Origin of the sequence: Nesterenkonia haasae, from assembly GCF_010119385.1 — a bacterium.
Taxonomy (GTDB): domain Bacteria; phylum Actinomycetota; class Actinomycetes; order Actinomycetales; family Micrococcaceae; genus Nesterenkonia; species Nesterenkonia haasae.
Map to the genome: position 1 here is coordinate 38,338 of NZ_VFIE01000028.1, position 20,652 is coordinate 58,989.

At 61.6% G+C, this 20,652-nt stretch carries 19 protein-coding genes; 2 read left to right on the forward strand and 17 right to left on the reverse strand.

Going from position 1 to position 20,652, the window contains the following annotated elements; translation table 11 throughout:
* Window positions 1-97 precede the first annotated feature (97 nt).
* Window positions 98-526: an ArsR/SmtB family transcription factor gene (locus FH975_RS14620; protein WP_162321943.1), complete on the forward strand. Its 429-nt coding sequence runs from the start codon at window positions 98-100 to the stop codon at window positions 524-526.
* Here FH975_RS14620 and radA read toward each other — a convergent pair whose 3' ends face one another.
* The 13 genes from radA to FH975_RS14680 all read right to left on the reverse strand — a co-directional run bounded on the left by radA (window position 527) and on the right by FH975_RS14680 (window position 15,523).
* Window positions 527-1,933 (reverse strand): DNA repair protein RadA, encoded by a 1,407-nt coding sequence (gene radA / locus FH975_RS14625; RefSeq protein ID WP_153078342.1) that lies wholly within the window; start codon window positions 1,931-1,933, stop codon window positions 527-529.
* Window positions 1,934-2,058: 125 nt separating this feature from the next.
* Entirely contained in the window at window positions 2,059-4,578 is a 2,520-nt protein-coding gene (locus FH975_RS14630; protein WP_153078343.1) for an ATP-dependent Clp protease ATP-binding subunit, read from the reverse strand.
* Between the two features lie 154 nt (window positions 4,579-4,732).
* On the reverse strand, window positions 4,733-5,035 hold the full coding sequence (locus FH975_RS14635) for a histone-like nucleoid-structuring protein Lsr2 (RefSeq protein WP_153078344.1): 303 nt from the start codon (window positions 5,033-5,035) through the stop codon (window positions 4,733-4,735).
* A 184-nt stretch (window positions 5,036-5,219) separates the two neighbouring features.
* Window positions 5,220-5,396: a hypothetical protein gene (locus FH975_RS16360; RefSeq protein WP_194251110.1), complete on the reverse strand. Its 177-nt coding sequence runs from the start codon at window positions 5,394-5,396 to the stop codon at window positions 5,220-5,222.
* Window positions 5,397-5,402: 6 nt separating this feature from the next.
* The gene (gene lysS / locus FH975_RS14640; protein ID WP_162321944.1) at window positions 5,403-6,917 is read right to left on the reverse strand and encodes a lysine--tRNA ligase; all 1,515 of its coding nucleotides are present in this window, start codon (window positions 6,915-6,917) and stop codon (window positions 5,403-5,405) included.
* Between the two features lie 36 nt (window positions 6,918-6,953).
* A complete protein-coding gene (locus tag FH975_RS14645) occupies window positions 6,954-8,972 on the reverse strand; it encodes a M13 family metallopeptidase (RefSeq protein ID WP_162321945.1) in 2,019 nt (672 codons plus the stop codon).
* Window positions 8,973-9,021: 49 nt separating this feature from the next.
* The gene (gene panC / locus FH975_RS14650; RefSeq protein ID WP_328821915.1) at window positions 9,022-9,921 is read right to left on the reverse strand and encodes a pantoate--beta-alanine ligase; all 900 of its coding nucleotides are present in this window, start codon (window positions 9,919-9,921) and stop codon (window positions 9,022-9,024) included.
* Window positions 9,922-9,960: 39 nt separating this feature from the next.
* The gene (locus FH975_RS14655; protein WP_162321946.1) at window positions 9,961-10,881 is read right to left on the reverse strand and encodes a Rossmann-like and DUF2520 domain-containing protein; all 921 of its coding nucleotides are present in this window, start codon (window positions 10,879-10,881) and stop codon (window positions 9,961-9,963) included.
* An 87-nt stretch (window positions 10,882-10,968) separates the two neighbouring features.
* Entirely contained in the window at window positions 10,969-12,651 is a 1,683-nt protein-coding gene (locus FH975_RS14660; protein WP_162321947.1) for a PH domain-containing protein, read from the reverse strand.
* Window positions 12,651-13,163: a PH domain-containing protein gene (locus FH975_RS14665; RefSeq protein WP_153078480.1), complete on the reverse strand. Its 513-nt coding sequence runs from the start codon at window positions 13,161-13,163 to the stop codon at window positions 12,651-12,653. The genes FH975_RS14660 and FH975_RS14665 overlap by 1 nt, the downstream gene beginning before the upstream one ends.
* Window positions 13,153-13,701 carry a DUF3180 domain-containing protein gene (locus FH975_RS14670; protein WP_162321948.1) on the reverse strand — a complete coding sequence of 183 codons (549 nt, stop codon included), beginning with the start codon at window positions 13,699-13,701 and terminating at the stop codon, window positions 13,153-13,155. The genes FH975_RS14665 and FH975_RS14670 overlap by 11 nt, the downstream gene beginning before the upstream one ends.
* The gene (folK, locus tag FH975_RS14675; RefSeq protein WP_162321949.1) at window positions 13,698-14,801 is read right to left on the reverse strand and encodes a 2-amino-4-hydroxy-6-hydroxymethyldihydropteridine diphosphokinase; all 1,104 of its coding nucleotides are present in this window, start codon (window positions 14,799-14,801) and stop codon (window positions 13,698-13,700) included. Before folK ends, FH975_RS14670 begins: the two co-directional genes overlap by 4 nt.
* Window positions 14,802-14,881: 80 nt before the next feature.
* Window positions 14,882-15,523 (reverse strand): GntR family transcriptional regulator, encoded by a 642-nt coding sequence (locus FH975_RS14680; protein ID WP_162321950.1) that lies wholly within the window; start codon window positions 15,521-15,523, stop codon window positions 14,882-14,884.
* Between the two features lie 142 nt (window positions 15,524-15,665).
* Between FH975_RS14680 and FH975_RS14685 the strand changes: the two genes are divergently transcribed.
* Entirely contained in the window at window positions 15,666-16,670 is a 1,005-nt protein-coding gene (locus FH975_RS14685) for a 1-aminocyclopropane-1-carboxylate deaminase (protein WP_162321951.1), read from the forward strand.
* A 37-nt stretch (window positions 16,671-16,707) separates the two neighbouring features.
* Here the strand turns inward: FH975_RS14685 and folP are convergent, their stop codons facing one another.
* From folP to FH975_RS14705, 4 genes are all read right to left on the reverse strand, one after another.
* On the reverse strand, window positions 16,708-17,541 hold the full coding sequence (gene folP / locus FH975_RS14690) for a dihydropteroate synthase (RefSeq protein ID WP_162321952.1): 834 nt from the start codon (window positions 17,539-17,541) through the stop codon (window positions 16,708-16,710).
* 11 nt (window positions 17,542-17,552) lie between these two features.
* The gene (folE, locus tag FH975_RS14695) at window positions 17,553-18,125 is read right to left on the reverse strand and encodes a GTP cyclohydrolase I FolE (RefSeq protein ID WP_153078481.1); all 573 of its coding nucleotides are present in this window, start codon (window positions 18,123-18,125) and stop codon (window positions 17,553-17,555) included.
* Window positions 18,126-18,226: 101 nt separating this feature from the next.
* Entirely contained in the window at window positions 18,227-20,134 is a 1,908-nt protein-coding gene (gene ftsH, locus FH975_RS14700; RefSeq protein WP_162321953.1) for an ATP-dependent zinc metalloprotease FtsH, read from the reverse strand.
* A gap of 154 nt (window positions 20,135-20,288) precedes the next feature.
* The coding region (locus tag FH975_RS14705) for a 2-hydroxycarboxylate transporter family protein (RefSeq protein ID WP_202923286.1) at window positions 20,289-20,652 on the reverse strand (364 nt) is incomplete at its 5' end.

Here is a 20,652-nt window from a genome sequence, read left to right on the forward strand (position 1 = left end):
GGGTATCATCGACAACTGTCGATATGTCGAGTATCGTCCAATACATCGATACATGTCAATCTACCTGTTCTCACTCCGGAAGGGCTGTGCCGCAACAATGACCACAACAGCGCCGAACTCTGTTGCACCCGCTGCCGAGGACGCCTCAGCCTGCTGCGCCCCCATACCCGGCACTTCCGCTCTGCAGGCCGAGACGGCGGCAGATCTTGCAGTCAGGTTCAAAGCTCTCGGCGACCCCAATCGTCTGATGCTGCTGGCCACGATCGCAGGTGGAGAATCTGCGGAGGCCTGTGTCTGCGATCTCACCGAACCGTTGAATCTGGGGCAGCCCACTGTCTCACACCACTTGAAGATCCTGGTCGATGCAGGGTTCCTCATCAAGGAAAAGCGTGGGACATGGTCTTATTACTCTCTGGTTCCCGGTGCCCTGAGCGGGCTCTGCGGCGATCTGTGCTCTGAATCTGTCCTGGGTGGCCTCATGAGCACTTCCTCGCCCGCTGCACCTGCTCCCGACCAAGACTGCTGACTACTTCTCCCCCAAAACCAGGCTCAGAGCCTCCGCGAGGGACCCGACCTCGCGGACCGTCATGCCCTCGGGGATGCTGTTGTTCTCTGTAGAGCCTTTGCTCTCTGGAGTCCGCGGCACGATGGCGTGCGTAAATCCTAGCCGCTGAGCCTCCTGCAGGCGCCTGCTGAGCCCCTGGACCGGCCTGACTTCTCCAGCAAGGCCAACTTCACCGAAGGCGAGGAACCTGTTGGGCAGGGGTTTCTCCAAGGTTGCTGAGGCCACCGCGAGAGCCACCGCCAAATCTGCTGCCGGTTCGGTGATTTTAACCCCACCCACTGTGGCCACATAGGTTTCGGACTTCATTAAGGTGGCCAGCTTGGCCCTTCGCTGCAGCACCGCCAAGAGCATTGAGACCCGTGGTGAATCCAACCCTGAGACTGCTCTGCGTGGCTGCGCGGCCTGTGATTCTGCAACCAGAGCCTGCACCTCCGCCGTCAGCGGCCGGCGGCCTTCGAGCGTGATGGTGATGCAGGTCCCGGGGACCCGTTCAGTCATCGCGGAGACGAACAATCCGCTCGGGTCTGCCAGGGAGACCAAACCGTCCTCGGTGAGGTCGAAACAGCCGACGTCGTCAGTCGGCCCGTAGCGGTTCTTTCCGGCGCGCAGCAGACGAAGCCGCGAGTGTCGCTCGCCTTCGAATTGGCAGACGACATCCACAAGGTGCTCCAGCATGCGCGGACCGGCAATATTGCCCTCTTTGGTGACGTGACCCACGAGAATCGTGGTCATATTGCGCCGCTTAGCGGACTCGATCATGGCTGCTGTCACTTCTCGAATCTGAGTCACACCACCGGCGGCACCATCGACTTCCGCCGATGACAGCGTTTGGACGGAGTCCATGATGGTCAACTGTGGTCCACCCTGGGCAGCGCCGGTTTCTTCGATCTGACCCAAGGCTTGGCCCAGATCCGACTCGGCCGCCAGGTAGAGACCGTCAGCGACTGCACCGATCCTTTCCGCACGCTTCTTCACCTGGGCGGCGGACTCTTCCCCAGTGAGGTAGAGCACCGGTTGGGAGGTGTGTTTCCGCGCCACATCGGCAGCGGCTTGCAGCAGCAGCGTGGACTTGCCGACCCCGGGCTCTCCGGCCATCAGGATGACTGCGCCGGGCACCAGTCCTCCACCGAGGACCCGGTCGAGCTCACCGATCCCGGTGGGTCGGAATTCAGCGACTGATGAGTCCACCTCCGCGATCGTTCTGGCGGGAGTGTCCACAGAGCGTGAGGCTCCAGTCCGAGCCTTGGTCTGGCCCTTCTCCGCGACTGTTCCCCAGGATTGGCACTCAGGGCACCGGCCGACCCATTTGACGGTCTGCCACCCGCACTCAGAGCACTCGAACCCCGCGGAGGATTTGTTCTTAGCCATGCGCTATACGGTATCCGTTCCCCCAGAAGCCCTAGGTGTGGCCGGCATCAGTGTCTGGGCATGAGAGAGGCCGGGCCGACTCACAGATTCTGTGGACCGGCCCGGCCTTATCGCTCCGGTTCTGCTCAGCTTTCGATGGCTGCCGGCTCTTCGGCTGCCTCCAGCTCGTGCTCAGTCGGCACAGTCCAATCGAATGTCAGCTCACGGTCCGGCCCGGTGCCCTTGACACCGATGCTGATCTCCGCGCCGTGCGGGATCTCACCGTAGAGGATGCGTTCTGAGAGCTGGTCTTCGATCAGGGACTGGATAGCCCGGCGCAGCGGACGTGCACCCATCGACGGGTCGTAGCCCCGGTCGGCCAGGAATTCGCGAGCTTCCTGGGTGACCTCCACGCTCATTGCTTGCTCTGCCAACCGTTTCCGCAGCCGGTCCATGAACAGGTCAACGATCTTGACGATCTCCTGCTGCTCCAGTTGCGGGAAGACGATCGTGTCGTCTACGCGGTTGAGGAACTCGGGGCGGAAGTGCTGGCGCAGCTCTTGACTGACTTTGCCCTTCATCCGCTCGTAGTTGGTCGCAGTGTCCGAGGTTGACGTGAAGCCTGTTGTCACACCCTTGGAGATTTCGCCTGTGCCGAGGTTGGTGGTCATGATGATGACCGTGTTCTTGAAGTCGACAACCCGACCCTGAGAGTCAGTGAGCCGCCCATCTTCAAGAATCTGCAGCAGAGAGTTGAACAGATCAGCGTGTGCCTTCTCCACTTCGTCAAAGAGCACCACAGAGAACGGACGACGCCGCACCTTCTCCGTCAGCTGACCGCCCTCCTCATAACCCACGTACCCCGGAGGCGCGCCAAAGAGCCTAGAGACAGTGTGCTTCTCGCTGAACTCGGACATGTCCAGTGTGATCATCGCTTCTTCGTCACCGAACAAGAACTCTGCCAGCGCTTTAGCCAGCTCGGTCTTGCCCACACCGGTAGGCCCCGCAAAGATGAATGAGCCAGAAGGACGGTTGGGATCCTTCAGACCTGCGCGGGTTCGCCGGATCGCACGCGAGAGGGACTTCACGGCCTCGTCCTGGCCGATGACCCGCTTGTGCAGTTCCTCTTCCATGCGCTTGAGCCGGTCCGACTCGGCCTCGGTGAGCTTGAAGACTGGGATACCGGTCGAGAAGGCGAGCACTTCAGCAATCAAGTCGCCGTCAACTTCAGCGATCTCATCCATTGAGCGTGATTTCCAAGCTTCTTCCTTCTGGGAACGCTCTTCAACCAGCTTTTGCTCTTTGTCACGGAACTGCGCAGCACCTTCGAAGTCCTGCGCGTCGATTGCGGCTTCCTTCTCCCGCTTGACCTCTTCGATTTTGCCGTCGAACTCCTTCAGCTCCGGCGGCGGAGTCATCTTCTGGATGCGAAGACGGGCACCGGCTTCATCAATGAGGTCAATCGCCTTGTCGGGAAGGAACCGATCGTTGACATAGCGGTTGGCCAGATTTGCGGCCTGCTCCAGTGCCTCTTCTGTGATGGACACTTTGTGGTGCGCTTCATAGCGATCACGCAGTCCGCGCAGGATCTGCACTGTGGTTTCCACAGAAGGCTCATCAACTTGGATGGGCTGGAAACGGCGTTCCAGCGCAGCATCCTTCTCGATGTGCTTGCGGTATTCGTCCAGTGTGGTGGCGCCAATGGTCTGCAGTTCTCCACGAGCCAGCAGGGGCTTGAGGATATTGGCGGCGTCAATCGCACCTTCTGCGGCGCCGGCGCCCACCAGAGTGTGGATCTCATCGATGAACAGAATGATGTCCCCGCGGGTCCGGATCTCTTTGAGCACCTTCTTCAGGCGCTCTTCGAAATCACCGCGATACCGAGAACCGGCGACCAATGAACCGAGGTCCAGAGTGTAGAGCTGCTTATCGCGCAGCAGCTCTGGAACATCGCCGTTGACTATGGCCTGTGCGAGGCCCTCAACGACGGCCGTCTTGCCGACCCCGGGCTCACCAATGAGCACAGGGTTGTTCTTGGTCCTGCGGGACAGCACCTGCATGACACGTTCGCGTTCGTAGTCACGGCCCACCACCGGGTCCAGCTGCGCTTCTCGTGCAGCTGCAGTGAGATTGCGACCGAACTGGTCCAGAACCACAGAGCCTGCAGGCGTTCCGGAAGCCCCACCCTGTCCAACTCCGGCTCCAGCCTTCTCCTGCTGTTCACCGCCGGAGTAGCCGGAAAGCAACTGGATCACCTGCTGGCGCACCTTGTTGAGGTCAGCATTCAGCTCCACCAACACCTGAGCGGCGACTCCCTCACCTTCTCGGATCAGTCCGAGAAGAATGTGCTCCGTACCGATGTAGTTGTGCCCCAACTGAAGAGCTTCACGCAGTGAGAGCTCGAGCACCTTTTTGGCACGCGGGGTGAAGGGGATGTGCCCGGACGGGGCATTCTGGCCCGGTCCGATCTTCTCCTGAACCTTCTCCCGAACACCCTGAAGGTTGATGTCCAGAGACTCCAGCGCCTTAGCAGCAACGCCTTCACCTTCGTGGATCAGACCAAGCAGGATGTGCTCTGTGCCGATGTAATTGTGGTTGAGCATGCGGGCCTCTTCTTGGGCCAGCACGACGACGCGACGTGCGCGGTCAGTAAATCTCTCAAACATAGCCAACTGACGCTCCCTACAGCATTGTCTTCCGAGAGTCCAAGGCTACGGCCATTTGCCGTCGACTCACCTACCTGTTCGCCACAGGGAAAAGACTGACCCCCGGGGCGAGCTCATGCTAGCCCGCGCCGGGGGTCAGTCTTACCCGTAAGTCTCAGCGTTTTTTGGCGTTGCGGTACGCCTCGACGATGTCCCGGTGCAGGCGACCCCGCTTGGCGACCGTGTAGCCGTGAGACACGGCCCACTCGCGAATCTTCTTGGCCTCATTCTGAGGTGACGGAGGCGGAACAGCCTCGGCCTTGCGAACATACTTCTTCAAGGTGTCGCGGAGTGCTTTGGCGTTGTCCTCTGACAGGTCAATGGAGTAAAACCTGCTGTCAAGACCGAAGTGAACAGTCTCCTTAGCTGGTGTTCCATCAAGGTCATCAACCAGGATTTCTTGAACTTTTTTCGCCATGAGCGATGCACCTCACTGCAGAGTATCGACAACCCAGGAAACTGTGCTCGCTGTCTGCACACTCAGGGCTGCTAAATGATTATAAGTGGCCAGGGACCAATTCTCTGGCGACGGCATCATTCTCGCAGGGAAAAACGAGGTCCGTCAACTCTGTATGACTCTGCAAGAATTCAGCTTGGTTTGTTCACTGATGGGCTTCTGCATCCCGGCCAGTAGGCTCATTAAACTCTTGTCGCACGGCAGCTTCGGTGGCCCGCTCATTGCGGTCAGCGCGGAAGATTGCGCGCATTGCCAGCCAAAAGACCAGGCCCACACCTATCGACGGAGCGAGCACTTCGAAGTATGTCCAGAAATCATCCATTGTGGCTCAGCTTTCCGGCTTGAGGAGGGGAAATAGAATTGTTTCACGAATACCTGATCCCGTGAACAGCATCACAAGTCGATCAATTCCCAAACCGATTCCACCCATCGGTGGTGCCCCATATTCCAGCGCCCGTAGAAAGTCTTCATCTACCTGCATTGCCTCTTCATCTCCCCCTGCTGCTCTCTGGGCCTGCGCCACCAAGCGTTCTCGTTGAATGACAGGGTCAATAAGTTCAGAGAACGCTGTGCCGGTCTCCATCCCGGCGATGATGAGGTCCCATGCCTCAATAACACCAGGCTTCTCTCGATGGGGGCGGGCCAAAGGCTGGGCGGCCGGTGGATAGTCACAGACAAACGTGGGCTGAAGCAGGGTCGGCTCCACAATTTCACCGAAGAGCTCCAGGACCAGCTTCTGGGCGTCCCAGGCAGGATCGACCCTTACTTCGCGCTGCTCCGCAATGGCGCGCAGAGTGTCGGCATCGGTATCCGGGGTGATCTCCTGCCCCACAGCCTCGGACAGCCCTGGGTAGACCGACAGCCAAGCCCATTCCCCGCTGAGATCGACGACGCCGCGCTCGGTCTCAATCTGCAAGCCCTTACCTGCCGCCTCTGCAGCATTGAGGATCATCTCCTGCATTCGCTCGGCCATCACATACATGTCACCCCAGGCTTCGTAGGATTCCAGCATGGTGAACTCTGGGGAGTGCGTTGAGTCGACGCCCTCGTTGCGGAAGACGCGACCAATCTCGAAGACCCGGTCAATACCGCCCACCACGGCGCGCTTCAGGTAGAGCTCCGTCGCGATCCGGAGAGTCATGGGTTGGTCGAAGGCGTTGAGATGGGTGCGGAATGGCCGAGCCTGCGCACCTCCGTGGATGAGCTGCAGGATCGGCGTTTCGACCTCCACATAGTCACGGGAGTGCAGAGTGTCACGGATGGCTCGAACAATGGCCGCACGGGTGTAGACCATCTCGCGGGCCTCATCGCGCACAATCAGGTCTGCATACCGCTGGCGCACGCGAGTCTCCTCATTGAGGTCCGCGTGCAGCACTGGCAGTGGCCGGATCGCCTTCGAAGCGATGGCGAACGAATGCGCCATTACGCTGAGTTCACCGCGACGCGAGGTGATCACCTCGCCGCTGACCTGGACCTGATCCCCGAGATCGACGGCTGCCTTCCACTGCGCCAAGCTGTCTTCTCCTACCTCGGCGAGCGAGATCATCGCCTGCAGTCGGGTACCGGCACCCTGTGGGCCGCCCTCCTGCAGCGTTGCGAAGCAGAGCTTCCCCGTATTCCGGATGAACATCACACGCCCGGTGACCGCGACCGTCTCACCGGTCGAGGCCCCGGGCTCGAGGTCGGGGAAGCGACGGCGCACCTCCGCTAAGGAAGCACTGCGCTCCACTGCAACCGGGTAGGCCGGCACACCCTTCTCCAGCAGGCGCGCGCGCTTGTCCATGCGCACAGCGCGCTGGTCGGTGGTGTCTACGTCGGTCGTGGTGGAAGTCTGCTCAGTCACCCCGCCAGTTTACGTCTTCTACTGCGAGTAGAAGAACTACCAGATCGTCACCCGCTGATCAGGTGAAAGGTACATACCGTCACCCTCAGCGGTCCCGAAGGCGCGGTGGAAGGCGTCTACATTCTTCACCGGTTGAGTAGCGCGGAACTCGGCGGGAGAGTGCGGATCAACGCTCAGAAGTGTCAGTGCGCGCTCAGGCCGAGTGACATTGCGCCACCCTTGTGCCCAGGCGAAGAAGAACCGTTGGTCGCCGGTGAGATCTCCCACGGCGTCGTCGTCATTGCCTTCAGGACCCTCCACCTCGGTAATGTCGACACCCTGGTTTCGGGCAGCCAGCCATAACTTGTACGCCTTGTGCGCGATTCCTATGCCCCCCAGATCGCCGATGTTCTCACCCAGTGTGAGTTCGCCATTGACTGTGTGCTCATCATCCAGAGCTGTGGGGCTCAACCTGTTGAACTGGTCAACCAGCTGCGCGGTGCGCTGCTCAAACGCCTCACGGTCCTCAGCGGTCCACCAATCAGTCAGGGAACCGTCAGCGCCATAGCGGGAACCCTGATCGTCGAAACCATGACCTATTTCGTGCCCGATGACTGCACCGATTGCACCAAAGTTCTGGGCCATGTCCCGGTCTACTGAGAAGAACGGCAGCTGCAGGATCGCCGCAGGGAAGCAGATGACATTTTCCAGCGGGTGGTAGTAGGCGTTAACTGTCTGCGGTGTCATATGCCATTCGTCGGGATCAGGACCCTCATCGATTTTGGCGACATCCCGGTCCCACTCCTTCTCAGCGGCCCGGGCCACGTTGCCGACGACGTCATCAGCGACCTCAACATCTGAGTAGTCCGTCCAGGTGGCGGGGAAGCCGATCTTGGGGCTGAAGGAGTCCAGCTTCTCCAGCGCCTTCTGACGTGTTTCCTCGCCCATCCACTCAAGCGTGCCAATGGACCGACGGTAGGCCTCAAGCAAGGCGGCAATGAGCTCATCCATGGCCTGCCGAGCCTGTTGCGGGTAGTGCCGAGCCACATAGATCTGCGCCACGTCCTCGCCCAGGTGACCATTGGTCAGCGCCACGCCCCGCTTCCACCGCTCCTTCAGCTGAGGGGTGCCGTTGAGCGTTCTGGCATAGAAATCGAAGTGCTCATTGACCACCTCGGAGTGCAGCAGCGGTGCTGCCCACCGCAGAAGCTGAGCGCGAAGCCAGTGCTTCCAAGTGTCCAGCGAGTAATCGGTCAGTACGGCCTGGAAGGCGGGCAACACATCCGGTTGGCCTACCACGATCTCCGCTGACTGGGCATCCGAGAGCCCCCACCCTTCAAACGCCTCGCTGATCAGCGGCATCAGCTCCTCGACGTCAGTCCGCGTCATCAGGTTGTAGCGCTTCTGCGCATCCCGAGTGGTCACGCGGTCCCAGTGGTGGGATGCCAGCTGCGTTTCCAGGGCGAGCACCTCAGATGCTGCTTGGGCAGAGTCTTCGACTCCGGCAATGGAAAGGAACGTCCCGAGATGGCCCTGGTACTTCTCGCGGATCTCAGTGTAGGTATCTTCCCGGTAGTAGGCCTCGTCCGGAAGGCCCAGACCACCCTGCATGACATGAAAGAGCTCACGTTCAGGGTTGCCTGCATCCCGAACCACGCCCACCGTCACGAGACCATCAAGTCCCTGGCGCTGCCACTGGGCGACCAGTCGCAACAGCTCCCCCGGTGTTGAGGCAGACTCCACCTCATCCAGGCGTTCCTGGATGGGGCCCAGTTTCAGCTCTTCGGCCCGCTCCGCATCCATGAATGCGCGGTAGAACGTGCCGATTCGCTGCTGAATATCACCGAATTCGGGGTCCAGGTCGGCGACCCTTTCGGAAGCTGTCTGCGCAGCTTCGTCAAGGATCGCGCGGACGTCTGCCTCGGCTTTGTCCCGCAGCTCGAGGAACGACCCGTATGCATCCAGATCATCGGGAATCTCAGCAGTTTTCAGCCACTCGCCGTTGACGTGGTAGTTGAGATCATCCTGCGCTCGGACGGAGGAGTCGATGTAGGGAAAGTCGGTCTTTGTGCTCATGGATCCACCCTACGTCAGCCACTGAGGTGCTGGAATGTTGCCTTCTGGATCACTGGGGCGGGGACAACGCAGGTCGCAGATCCATAGTGTCGATCAGCCGCACCGGGCCGACTCGGGCAGCGATCAGCGCCAGCGCAGGCTCGTGGATCACACCATGTGCTATCTCCTGCAGGTTATTGGGATCGACGACCACCAAATAGTCCAGATCGACACCGCCCGAGGCCCGAAGGTGATCGCGCAACCCCTCAACGTCCAGCGTCTTACCCGACTCCGCCCGCGCAGCCAAGGTGAACAGTGCCCGCGACAGACTCAGGGCGGCGTCGTAATCCTCATCGCTAAGCCGTACGTTACGGCTGGAGAGCGCCAGCCCGTTTTTATCGCGGACGATCGGCAGCACCCTGATGCGCACCGGGAGGTTCAGATCAGCCACGAGACGGCGAATAACGGCAAGCTGTTCGGCGTCCTTCTGCCCGAACCACGCTTCACATACTGCGGGCGCTGGCGGGTGAAGAATGGTGAAGAGCTTTGTCACGACCGTCGCCACCCCATCGAAGTGCCCAGGCCGGGAAGCGCCCTCCCACCGTTGGCCGAGCTTCCCGGTGTTGACTCGGATCAGGGGGCCCTCCGGATACCCCGGGTACATCTCTTCCAGGCCGGGGGCGAAAACACAATCAACACCGTGTTGGGCGAGCAGCTGAAGATCATGGTCGAGTTGGCGGGGGTAGTGCTGGTAGTCCTGAGGGTCGTCGAACTGCAGCGGGTTGACGAACACACTGGCGAGCACAATGTCTGCGCTATTCCGTGCTGCGCGCAGCAGTCCGGCATGCCCGGAGTGCAGGGCACCCATCGTAGGGACGATGCTCACAACGGGCTGTTGCTTCGGTGAATCTTGGGCTGCCCGTTCCACGGCGTCGCGCATAGCCGTCACGGTGTGGAAGACCTGGGTCACGCACTTATCCTAGTGCCGTTGGTGGCCTGCGGCAGGAGGTTATTCTGCCAGGAGGTCGAGCAGTTCAGCCGCCTGTGCTTCCGAGATTGTGCCCAGCGCCAGAGCCCGCTGGGCGGCGGACTGCGCCATCGCAATATAGGCACCGCGCGCATCGGAGGGCAGACCCGAGCCGGCCAGCTCCCTGAGGTGCTGGCGAACGGTTCCTGTATCCCCTCGTGCCACCGGGCCGGTCAACGCTGCTGTCCCCGAAGCAAGGGCATTATCCAGCGACGCCTGCATCAACGGACCCAGGACACGGGAGGGATCCTCGATCCCGATGCGTTCGAGCACTTCGGCTGACTGAGCGGTGAGTATGTTGAGGTGATTCGAAGCATGGGCCAGAGCTGCGTGGTATGCACCTCGGTGCTGTTCTTCCACCACAACCGGCTCGCCACCCATTTCCACGGCGAGCGCCTGGGCCACCGGCAGCACCTCGTCATTGGCGGTGACCGCGAACGCGCTGGTGTGGAGTCGCTGCAGGTCCATACTCATGCCACTGAACGTCATAGCCGGGTGAACGGCCAACCCGATAACTCCCGCCTGTTCAGCAGGCGCCAGCACACCGGTGCCATAGCGGCCCGAAGTGTGGATCACCAGCTGACCCGGCTGGAAGTGGCCGGCCTCAGCGATTCCGGCCACCAGCTCACCCAGGACGTCGTCGGGCACGGCCAGCAGGACCAGCTCAGCACGGCGCACGATCTCCGAAATTTCCAAAACCGGCACCCCGGGCAGAAGATTCTCCGCCCGATCTTGGGAATCAACCGAGACCGCGTGCACGCCGACGACTTGGTGGCCCGCTTTACGCAGCGCGGCACCCAGTACCGAGCCGACCTTTCCTGCGGAGATCACGCCGACCCCCAACCGACCTTCCCTGGCCCAGGGCGGCAAGTCAGCGGCGTATGGATCGATCGGTGCAGGCATCCTCACTGGTCCTCACGTTGTTTGAGCGCAAACACGTACATGGGGTGCGCTTTCGGCGAAAAACCACCAGTCAGCGCCCACGCAAGTCTATGGGGCGGGCGAGGCGGTGGCGTCGTCGAGCTTCTCTACCGCTTCAGCCACGGTCTTTTCGAACTCCGCCAATTCTTCCGGCATCATCCACTGATTGCGGTCGGTGAGGCGACGAGCCACAGCTGCGTATCCGGTCTCCTGGTCGAACAGGTGCCGTACCTGTTCCAGGTCCTGATTCTTCGCCAAAGCTGTGATGGGCCCGGATGGAATATGGATGTGCAGGGTGGCGACCTTCCGCCACCGAGCAAGGGGACCCTGCTGCAGCGCCGTCGATTGGATGCGCTCATGCGGGACCATCGTCAGCCGCCTAGTCATCCGCCCATCGCGGAGCAGGATGGCGCTGGGGGTGGTGAAGAAACCGCGGCGCTTGCGCACCAACGGGTCGAAAGCCCTGGCGCGAGCGGGCACCTGCGTGAAGCCCAGTTCCGTGCCGGTTCCGCTGAGTCCCTCCATGAAGACCTGTTCGGGGTTCTGCACCTTGAGGTCGGGAAACATCTCTGCGGTCAGGCGCATCACGTCATCGCCGGTGCCCACTGGAAGCAGCGTGGTGCGCGAGTCGAGGCCGTAGCCGGCGACTGTGACTATCACCTTGTACCAGCCGAACGGACGCCACATCAGCCCCTGCTGGATCTGGATCGCCTGTACTCGGCCGGGGGGAACGGTCTGCGTGTTCGTCGTGGTCAACCCGTACTTCAGTCGCAGACCTGCTTCTGTCATGGTGGCGGTGAAGTTCCATCCGCCGGTGAGCTGGCCCCAGAATCCGACTACTGCGCCAAAGATGATGGGAATGCCTACGGCCGGCTGGAGTCCTACTTCCATGACCAACGAGGCGTCCTCCTCCCCGGTCAACCACACAATCGCTGTGGTGACGCCGAGGTAGGTGAGGTAAATGCCTGCGGCGATCACAACCACCACCCCGCCCGGTCCACAGACCATGGAGGCGATCAGTCGCCAGATCGGCACCCGGGCGATCTGGCGGTCGGGCACCGGCGTGTGCGCGGGGCTGTGAGATACATCCGGCGCCTGTTGCACGGAGTGTCTTGGGATGTCGGAAATGAGGGAGAAATCGCCGTTATTTCCCACATCCCCAGACGCGGAGTCTTCAGGTCCGGGCTCTGCTGGCACATCATCGGCCACAGATGCCGGTGCGCGACCGGCGGCTCGGTCCATGATCTCTGTCCGCAGGTCCTCGGCCTCTTGCTTGCGCAGGAACGCCAAAGTCGCGGCGGTGCCGTCACCTTCGGCAACTTCGAACCGCAGCTCTGCGAGTCTGGCGAGCCGGGCCAGAAGCGGTTGACGCAGGTCAACGGCCTGTACACGGTCGATGCGGGCCTTGCGGTGCTGCCTGACGAAGATGCCGGACTTCACCATCACGTGCTCTTCGGTGATCTTGTACCGGGTGAACCACCAGGAGAGGGTGAAGCCGACAAAGATCAGCAGCGCCAGAGCGAGGAAGGCTCCACCACCGATCAGGTACGGAAGGGGGTTCGACTGGACATTGTCGATCAGCTCGCCGCTCCGCCACGCCGTCCAGAGGTTGGACCACATTTCCCAGTTGTAGGCGAAGAAGGCCGCAGGAATGGCCACGATCGTGACCCATCCGCGCACCAACGGGCTCAGCGGATGGACCTTAGTCCAGGTTTCGTCGAACCACACTTCTTTGCCGGACTCTTCCTCCATCAGAGACCAGCCAACCGTGCTTGTCCGCGGGCGGCGAGCTCATCACGCAGCCTGGCCCCCTCAGCCCGCACGGCACCGGGAATGGTGGCATCAGTGGCGGCTGAAGCAGTCTTCAGCTGCACGGTGCACAGTCCCAGCTTTCGCATGATCGGTCCAGCTTCAATGTCCACGTACTGCAGGCGGCCGTAAGGCACCGCCACCACACGTTGCCACAGAAGTCCGCGCCGGATGAGTAGGTCATCGGCCCGTTCGTGATAGCCGATGGCGCGAACTCTCCGCGGAACGAGAATCAGGTCCACCACCGCCCAGAGCGTCAGACCTCCGATCACCAGTATCTGCAGCCAGAGAGCGAAGTCCATCCAGATCCCGGTCCAGCTCAGTACCAGCGGCGCGGCGACAATCGCGAAAGTGACCAGCCACCCAATGATCCCGGTGATGTACTTGACGGTGATGTACTTCTCATCCACACGTGTCCATTCAACCCCTGTGGGGTCGATGGCCTCAGAGTGCAGCATTGGGCTCCGTTCCATTGTCGTCGAATCGTGTCTCACCCTGACCGAGGCCGCGGTCGGGTGGAAGTTTGCACAGCGTCTCCACCACGAACCCCGTGATGACCCATACCATTCCGCCAATCACCACGACCAGGGCGGAGGTGACGTTGGGCGTACCGGCACCAGCGGCTGGAGCCAGGTCAATCAGAACGCCTGCATGCCACCCGGCAATCAACGAACCAGCATATGCACAGGCTTGTCCGGCCGCCACTACACGCACGGCCTGCAGGGGGTGCATCCTGCGGGCGGGCCGCGACCGGTTGGGGCGTTTCTCACTGCGCGCCCGGTCTTCGGCTTCCTGGATTCTGCGCTGGTCACGCCAAACGATCAGTCCTAGGGCCACGACGATGAGCCCGATGGCGCCGAGGGTCACGGCAGAGGAAAGCGGCAGCACCGGGGAGCTGAAGCCGGCTGCAGCCATCAGGACCGTCGCAAGGTAACCGGCTAATGCAGCGACGACGACGATCACCAACAGCCACAACGGTCGCAGCTGCGTCACGTCTCGAGCCTCACCACGTCGTCGTAGTCCTCCGCTTCCTGAGCCAACTCCCGGACAGGCCGCCCGCTGAGCAGCGCCACGGGGTCCATCCAACTCCACGGCAGCAGCACAAAGGCTCGGCTGGCGGCAGAGGGGTGGGGGACTTGCAACCGCGATGAGTCGATGGTCGCCGAGGCAAAAGTGACTATATCGACGTCGAGTGTGCGGGGCCCGTGCCGCTCTGCCCGAACCCGGTTGTGTTCGACCTCAATCTGTTGAGCCAAATCCAACAGGCCATGGGGGGAAAGCCTGGTTTCGATTTCCACGACGCGGTTGAGGAAGTCACGCTGATGGTCCGGTCCGCCCACCGGCTTGGTCCGCGCCATCGGTGAGACTTTGACGACGACGACATCTTCAGCTTCCTCGAGTGCCCGCACAGCTGACTCTAGAGTGGCCCAAGAATCACCGAGATTGGAGCCTAAAGCGAGCACACTTCGCACCGGAAAGGCCGCTGGCAGGTCAGGGTCGCGATAGTGATCAGTGACCGTGGCGTCGTCGTGCCCCAGTTCGGCCAAGGATGTGCGGTCATAGTGCCCCAGATGGGCCGTCGGGGTGGTGAGGGTGAAGCCCTCGTCCGCCGAGAGCGGCGACTCGGCGGAAGCCGCCGAGGTGGTGGGCTCCTCGACGAGTTCTGCGTCGTAGGTGCCGGAGACCTCCTGGCGTGGTCGCTCCAGCGCGGGGCTGGAGGAAACCTCGGAACGGGTGCGGTGGATGGTCACCGCGACATCGTCGAAAGTCTGAGTGAGGGGGGCTTGCGGCTTGTGCACGGTCACTGCGGCAGCCTCAATACGCGCATCAGACCTGATGATCGCGGTGGTCAGAGTCTCAGCAAGCGTCTCGATCAGCACGAATTGCTGATCTGCGACGATACCCTCAATGAGATCCGCGACTGCTGCGTAGGAAACGGTGTCACGGAGGTCATCGCTTCGGCCAGCAGAACTTAGGTCTAGGCGGAGTTCGGCGTCGATGACCAGAGGCTGTTCTGCGATCTTCTCCTGGTCGAGAACACCGATGAGTGCGGACAGCTGCAGGCCGTTCAGCCGAATCACGTCGTACCCCATAGTCCAAGGCTACGCCACCGGTCCCGTCGCGTTGAAGCCTGCCGTGCAGACATGGGCAGTGCGGCGAGCCGGGCCCGTGCTCAGGTCTCGAGTGCCATCCAGTTGGATCGGACCAGGTCTCTGCACAGCCCGGCGTCGGAGGCGGCTGCGGCATCAATGATCGCTTGGTGCTGGGCCAGGGAGGCGTGGGCCCGCCCTGAGTCAAAGTGCAGGTACTCGGCCCGCCTGAGCACCGGCATCACCTGCTCCAAATGCTCGGCGAGCACTGGGTTCTGGCTCCCAGTGGTAAAGACCCCGTGGAAGGTGTCGTCAGCCTGCACGCACTGGTCAGCGTTCTGGGTGCCCACTCCATGGCGGAGGGCTTCATTGGAGTCTTGGAGCTGCTTCAGGTTCTTGGGACGGAGGTTTGGCACGGCGAGGAAGGCGGCCAGGGCGTGCAATTCGGCCGCCACGGCCCTGGAGTGGGCTACGGCATCCCTATCGTAGGGCGTGACCATAGTGGAACGGCCCGGGATAGCAGTGACGAGGCCGGTCCGTTCCAGCCGCAGGAGCGCTTCTCGGATGGGAGTGCGGGACACCCCGAGCCATTGCTGGAGTTGTGCGTCGATGAGCTTTTCCCCGGGTTGCAGCGCCCCTGTGACGATGGCGTCGCGGATTGCGCGGTAGACGTCGTCGCGCAGCAGCGACCGCTGGTGCACGGGGTTCGTTGTCGGCACGGGCATGCCAAGAATCCTATGTCAGGCAGGGATTGTGCCTGTTAGGCGGCCCACCGTTGACATACTCACCGCTGCGATATTCAATATATTGCAAGTGTTGGCGCGATAAGCCGCCTCTCCAGTGATGTCTATCCAAGGAGGCCCCCCGATGGCCCTGTCTGACTTTGACCGCTATCCCCTGACGTTCGGGCCCAGCCCAGTTCACCCCTTGGAGCGGCTCAGCGAGCATCTTGGGGGTGCGAAGATCTGGGCGAAACGCGAGGACGTCAACTCCGGTCTCGCATTCGGCGGCAACAAGACACGCAAGCTGGAGTACATCGTGCCCGATGTTCTGGCCTCGGGAGCCGACACTTTGGTGAGTATCGGTGGTTACCAGTCCAACCACACCCGCCAAGTGGCCGCAGTCGCCGCCAAACTCGGGCTGAAGGCTCGGTTGGTGCAGGAAAAATGGGTGGACTGGCCAGATGCAGTCAATGACAAGGTCGGCAACATTCTGCTGTCCCGACTTATGGGTGCGGAGGTCTCACTGAGCCCTTCGGGTTTCGACATTGGCATCCGCTCCAGCTGGCAAGAGGCGATCACTGAGGTTGAAGAAGCCGGCGGGACCCCCTACCCGATTCCAGCTGGCGCCTCTGAGCACAAATTCGGCGGTTTGGGCTTCGCCAACTGGGCCTATGAGGTCGAACAGCAGGAGAAGGAGCTGGGTGTCTTCTTTGACACCATTGTGGTCTGCACGGTGACCGGATCAACACATGCTGGGATGATTGCTGGTTTCGCCGGTCAGGACCGGCCGCGCCGGGTGTTGGGCATCGACGCCTCCGCCACGCTGGAGAAGACGCGGGATCAGGTGTCGCGAATCGCTCGGCATACTGCTGAGCTCATAGGGTTGGACCGCGAGCTGCGGGAAGACGAAATCACAGTCCTGGAGGGATGGGCGGGTGATCTCTACGGCATTCCTGTGGAGTCCACAGTGGAGGCCATGCGAACCAGTGCTCAGCTGGAGGGCATGATTATTGACCCGGTTTATGAAGGTAAGTCCATGGCTGGGCTGATCGACCTGGTCCGGTCGGGGCAGATCAGCGGCGACTCCACGGTGCTTTATGCGCATCTGGGCGGTCAGCCAGCCCTGAACGCGTACTCCGGGATTCTCTGAGACGGGGTTCCTGTTGAGCCGCTGCCGGCGGGAGGCTTCACGCGATGGCGCCGTGCACAGCGAGAGCATCAGCTGTTGGGCGTGGGTCGTGCACACGGACTGCCCAGCAGCCAGTCTGCGCTCCGTGGAGACTAAGCGAGGCCGTGGCGACGTCGCGCTGGCCCGCTGGGCGGGGCTCCCCTTGAGAATCTGCGAGTAATTCGCCGAGGAAGCCCTTGCGTGAGACGCCCAGGAGAACCCGGTGGCCCAGTTCGGTGAATTGCGACAGATGACGCAGCAGCTGCCAGTTCTGGACATGGGTCTTGGCGAAGCCGATCCCCGGATCAAGAATGATCCGCTCCGCGGCGACGCCCGCGTCAACATAGCGTTGGCGGATCGACATCAGCTCCGTGATCACCTCACCGACTACGTCGCGGTACTGCGCACGGTCCTGCATGGTGAGGGCATCTCCCCTGTTGTGCGTGATGATCACTTCGCAGCCATAATGAGCAACCGCGTGAGTCATCGCAGCATCGGTGAGGAGACCGGAGACATCGTTGATGATGAGCTCTGCTGCCCGGTCGCCGGCCAGGCGCAGGGCGGCCTCCGCAGTGGAAGGGTGCCTGGTGTCCACTGAGATGATCGAGGGAAGGTCCAGCAACGCCTCCAGCACGGGCAGAATCCGCTGTTGTTCGTGGGCAGCAGACACAGGGTCGGCCCCAGGACGGGTGGACTCACCACCGACATCGATGATGCTGGCTCCCCGATCCAGCAGCCGCTGAGCCTCGGCTGCTGCGGCGTTGACCTCGACAACGCCGTATGGTGCGTTGATGAACCGGCCACCGTCGGAGAAGCTGTCTGGGGTGACATTGAGGATTCCCATAATGTGCATCGTGAGGGTCCTCAGCTGTGCAGGATGAGGCTCATGGCCTCAGAGCGGGTGGCAGCATTTCGCAGAGCCCCGCGCACCGCGGAGGTGACGGTTTTCGCGCCCGGCTTTGAGACTCCCCGCATGGACATGCAGAGGTGTTCAGACTCAATCACTACGATCACGCCCTGGGGCTGCAGGTGCTCCATGAGCGAATCAGCTACCTGGGTGGTGAGCTGCTCTTGGACCTGGGGGCGCTTCGCGAAGATGTCCACCAGCCGAGCGAGCTTCGACAGGCCCGTCACCTTGCCCTCCTCAGCAGGGATATACCCCACATGGGCTTTGCCGTAGAAGGGCACCAAGTGGTGCTCGCACATGGAGTAGAAGGGTACGTCCCGCACAAGCACGAGCTCCTGGTGCCCAATATCAAACGTGGTGCTCAGCAGTTCAGCTGGATCCTCATGGAGGCCTTTGAACGCCTCAGCGTAGGCCTTGGCCACCCGCGTCGGAGTCTGCCTCAGGCCCTCCCGGTCGGGGTTCTCGCCGATCGCCAGGAGAATCTCCCGCACCGCGGCTTCGATGCGGGGCAGGTCGACTGCGTCCGACATCACAGGTCCTCCCTCATACGGCGGCGCACACTGCCGACACATCTGCCACATACAGGCGGATTTTCTGGGCCTCATCCGCCGACGAATGGCGGGGTCCGGTCTCAGCCATGCTCGCCCTCGATCACCAGGGGACGGTCCGGGCTGGATTCCCAGACCTCACGGATGGGGCGCTTGGTGACATTGGTGAAGATCTCAGCGACCTCCTGGGCGTTGAGGGTCTCGACCCGCAACAACTCTTCGGCCAGAACATCCAGGATGTGCCGGTTCTCAGTCAGCGCCCAGTAGGCCTCATCGTGAGCCTCATCGATGATGCTGCGCACCTCGGAGTCGACGATCGCGGCCAGATCCTCGGAGTATTCCTTGCCGGAGGTCATTTCCTTGCCCAGGAAGGGGCTGGAATCCCCGGAACCCAGCTTCACCGAGCCGACCTTAGCGCTCATACCGTACTCGGTCACCATGCGGCGTGCCGTATCGGTGGCTTTTTGAATGTCATTAGCTGCCCCGGTGGAGGGGTCTCGGAAAACAATCTCCTCTGCCACTCTGCCGCCCATCGCATAGGCGATGGTGTCCAGCAGCTCATTGCGGGTGGTGGAGTACTTATCATCCTCGGGGATCACCATGGTGTAGCCCAGCGCCCGGCCTCTGGGGAGGATCGTGATTTTCGTGACCGGTGCCGAGTAGTTCAGCGCGGCTGCGACGAGTGCGTGGCCGCCCTCGTGATAGGCGGTCACTCGACGTTCGTGGTCCTTCATCAGCCGCGTACGCTTCTGCGGTCCCGCCATGACCCGGTCGATTGCCTCGTCGATCGCCCGATCATCGATCAGGTCGGCGTTGGAGCGGGCAGTCAGCAGGGCAGCCTCGTTGAGAACATTGGCCAGATCAGCGCCGGTGAACCCCGGGGTCTTCCGTGCGACTTGCTTCAGGTCTAGGTCCGGCACCATGGGTTTGCCCTTGGAATGGACGTGCAGGATCTGCTTGCGGCCATTGAAATCTGGCGCCTCTACCGGGATCTGCCGGTCAAAACGACCTGGCCGCAACAGGGCGGGGTCGAGCACATCGGGCCGGTTGGTGGCCGCGATAACAATGATGTTCGCATTGGCGTCAAAGCCGTCCATCTCCACCAGCAGCTGGTTAAGCGTCTGTTCACGCTCGTCATTGCCGCCACCTACGCCGGCTCCGCGCTGCCGTCCGACGGCGTCGATCTCATCGACGAAGATGATGGCCGGGGAGTTCTCCTTGGCCTGCTTGAACAGGTCGCGCACTCGGGAGGCGCCCACGCCGACGAACATCTCTACAAAGTCTGAGCCGGAGATGGAGTAGAAGCTGCCACCGGCTTCACCAGCTACGGCTTTGGCCAGCAGGGTTTTACCTGTGCCGGGAGGCCCGTAGAGCAGCACACCCTTGGGGATCTTGGCGCCCAGGCGTTGGAACTTCTCCGGTTCGGAGAGAAACTCCTTGATCTCGTGGAGTTCCTCTACGGCCTCTTCGGCACCGGCGACGTCTTGGAAGTTGACCTGGGGCATGTCCTTGTCGAACATTTTGGCCTTGGACTTGCCGAACTGCATGACTCGGGAGCCGCCGCCGGACATCCGCAGAATGAGCCAGATGAAGATCGCAGCGATGATCAGGAACGGAATCATGAACCCGAGCATCGACAACAGCCAGTTCGACTGCTCCGGTTCGTCGGTATAACCCTCCAGGTCAGCATCGGCGATGGACTCCGCGACAGTTTCTGCCCGCGCCTGGGAGAAGTGGAAGTGCACGGCGTCTTCGTACTCGGTGCCGTCCATTTCAAAGGACTCGGCGAGGGTGAGGTCCACCCGCGAGTCACCGTCGTCGATCCGCGCCTCGGTGACTTGACCGTCTTCGATGAGCTCCATGCCCACATTGGTGTCCACCCGCTGGCCGGCCCCGGAGGTGCTGAACAGCGCCGGAACCGCCACAAGCAGAATCAGCACTGCTAGGAGGATCCAGAACAGCGGCCCGGTAAAGATCTTCTTGAAGTTCATTCAGCTCCGTCGCGCGCGTGCGAACACAAGGGATAAGGGTCAGCTGTATACGGTACTAGAGCACGACGACGCCGCCTAAGCCAAAGTGCCCCAAGTTCGCCTCAGGCGGAGTATTCGAGTCAACAGAGGCAGCTGGAAACACCGGCGTAGGACCTCAGTGGAGCAGTGGGATGAGCAGGCTGACAACCAGCAGCACCAGCGCGCCACCGATACGCGAGCTGACCTGAAGGAAAGGCATAAGCTCCAGCCGGTTGGCGGCCGAAACCACGGCGACGTCCCCAGTTCCGCCCATATCCGTCATGCCCATACCGACCGCAATCGAGGTTTCCACGTAATACATCTTCACCAGCCACCCCAAAGCACCGGAGACCACCACCGCGATCAGCACCGCGAGGGCGACCATGACGGGGTAGCGCCAGTCGGAGAGCAGCGCACCGAGTTCGTCGAACTCGAAGAACGTGATCGAGATGCCCACCAGCAAGGCTGGAGTGAGGGCGCCGGAGACAAATCCAAACCAT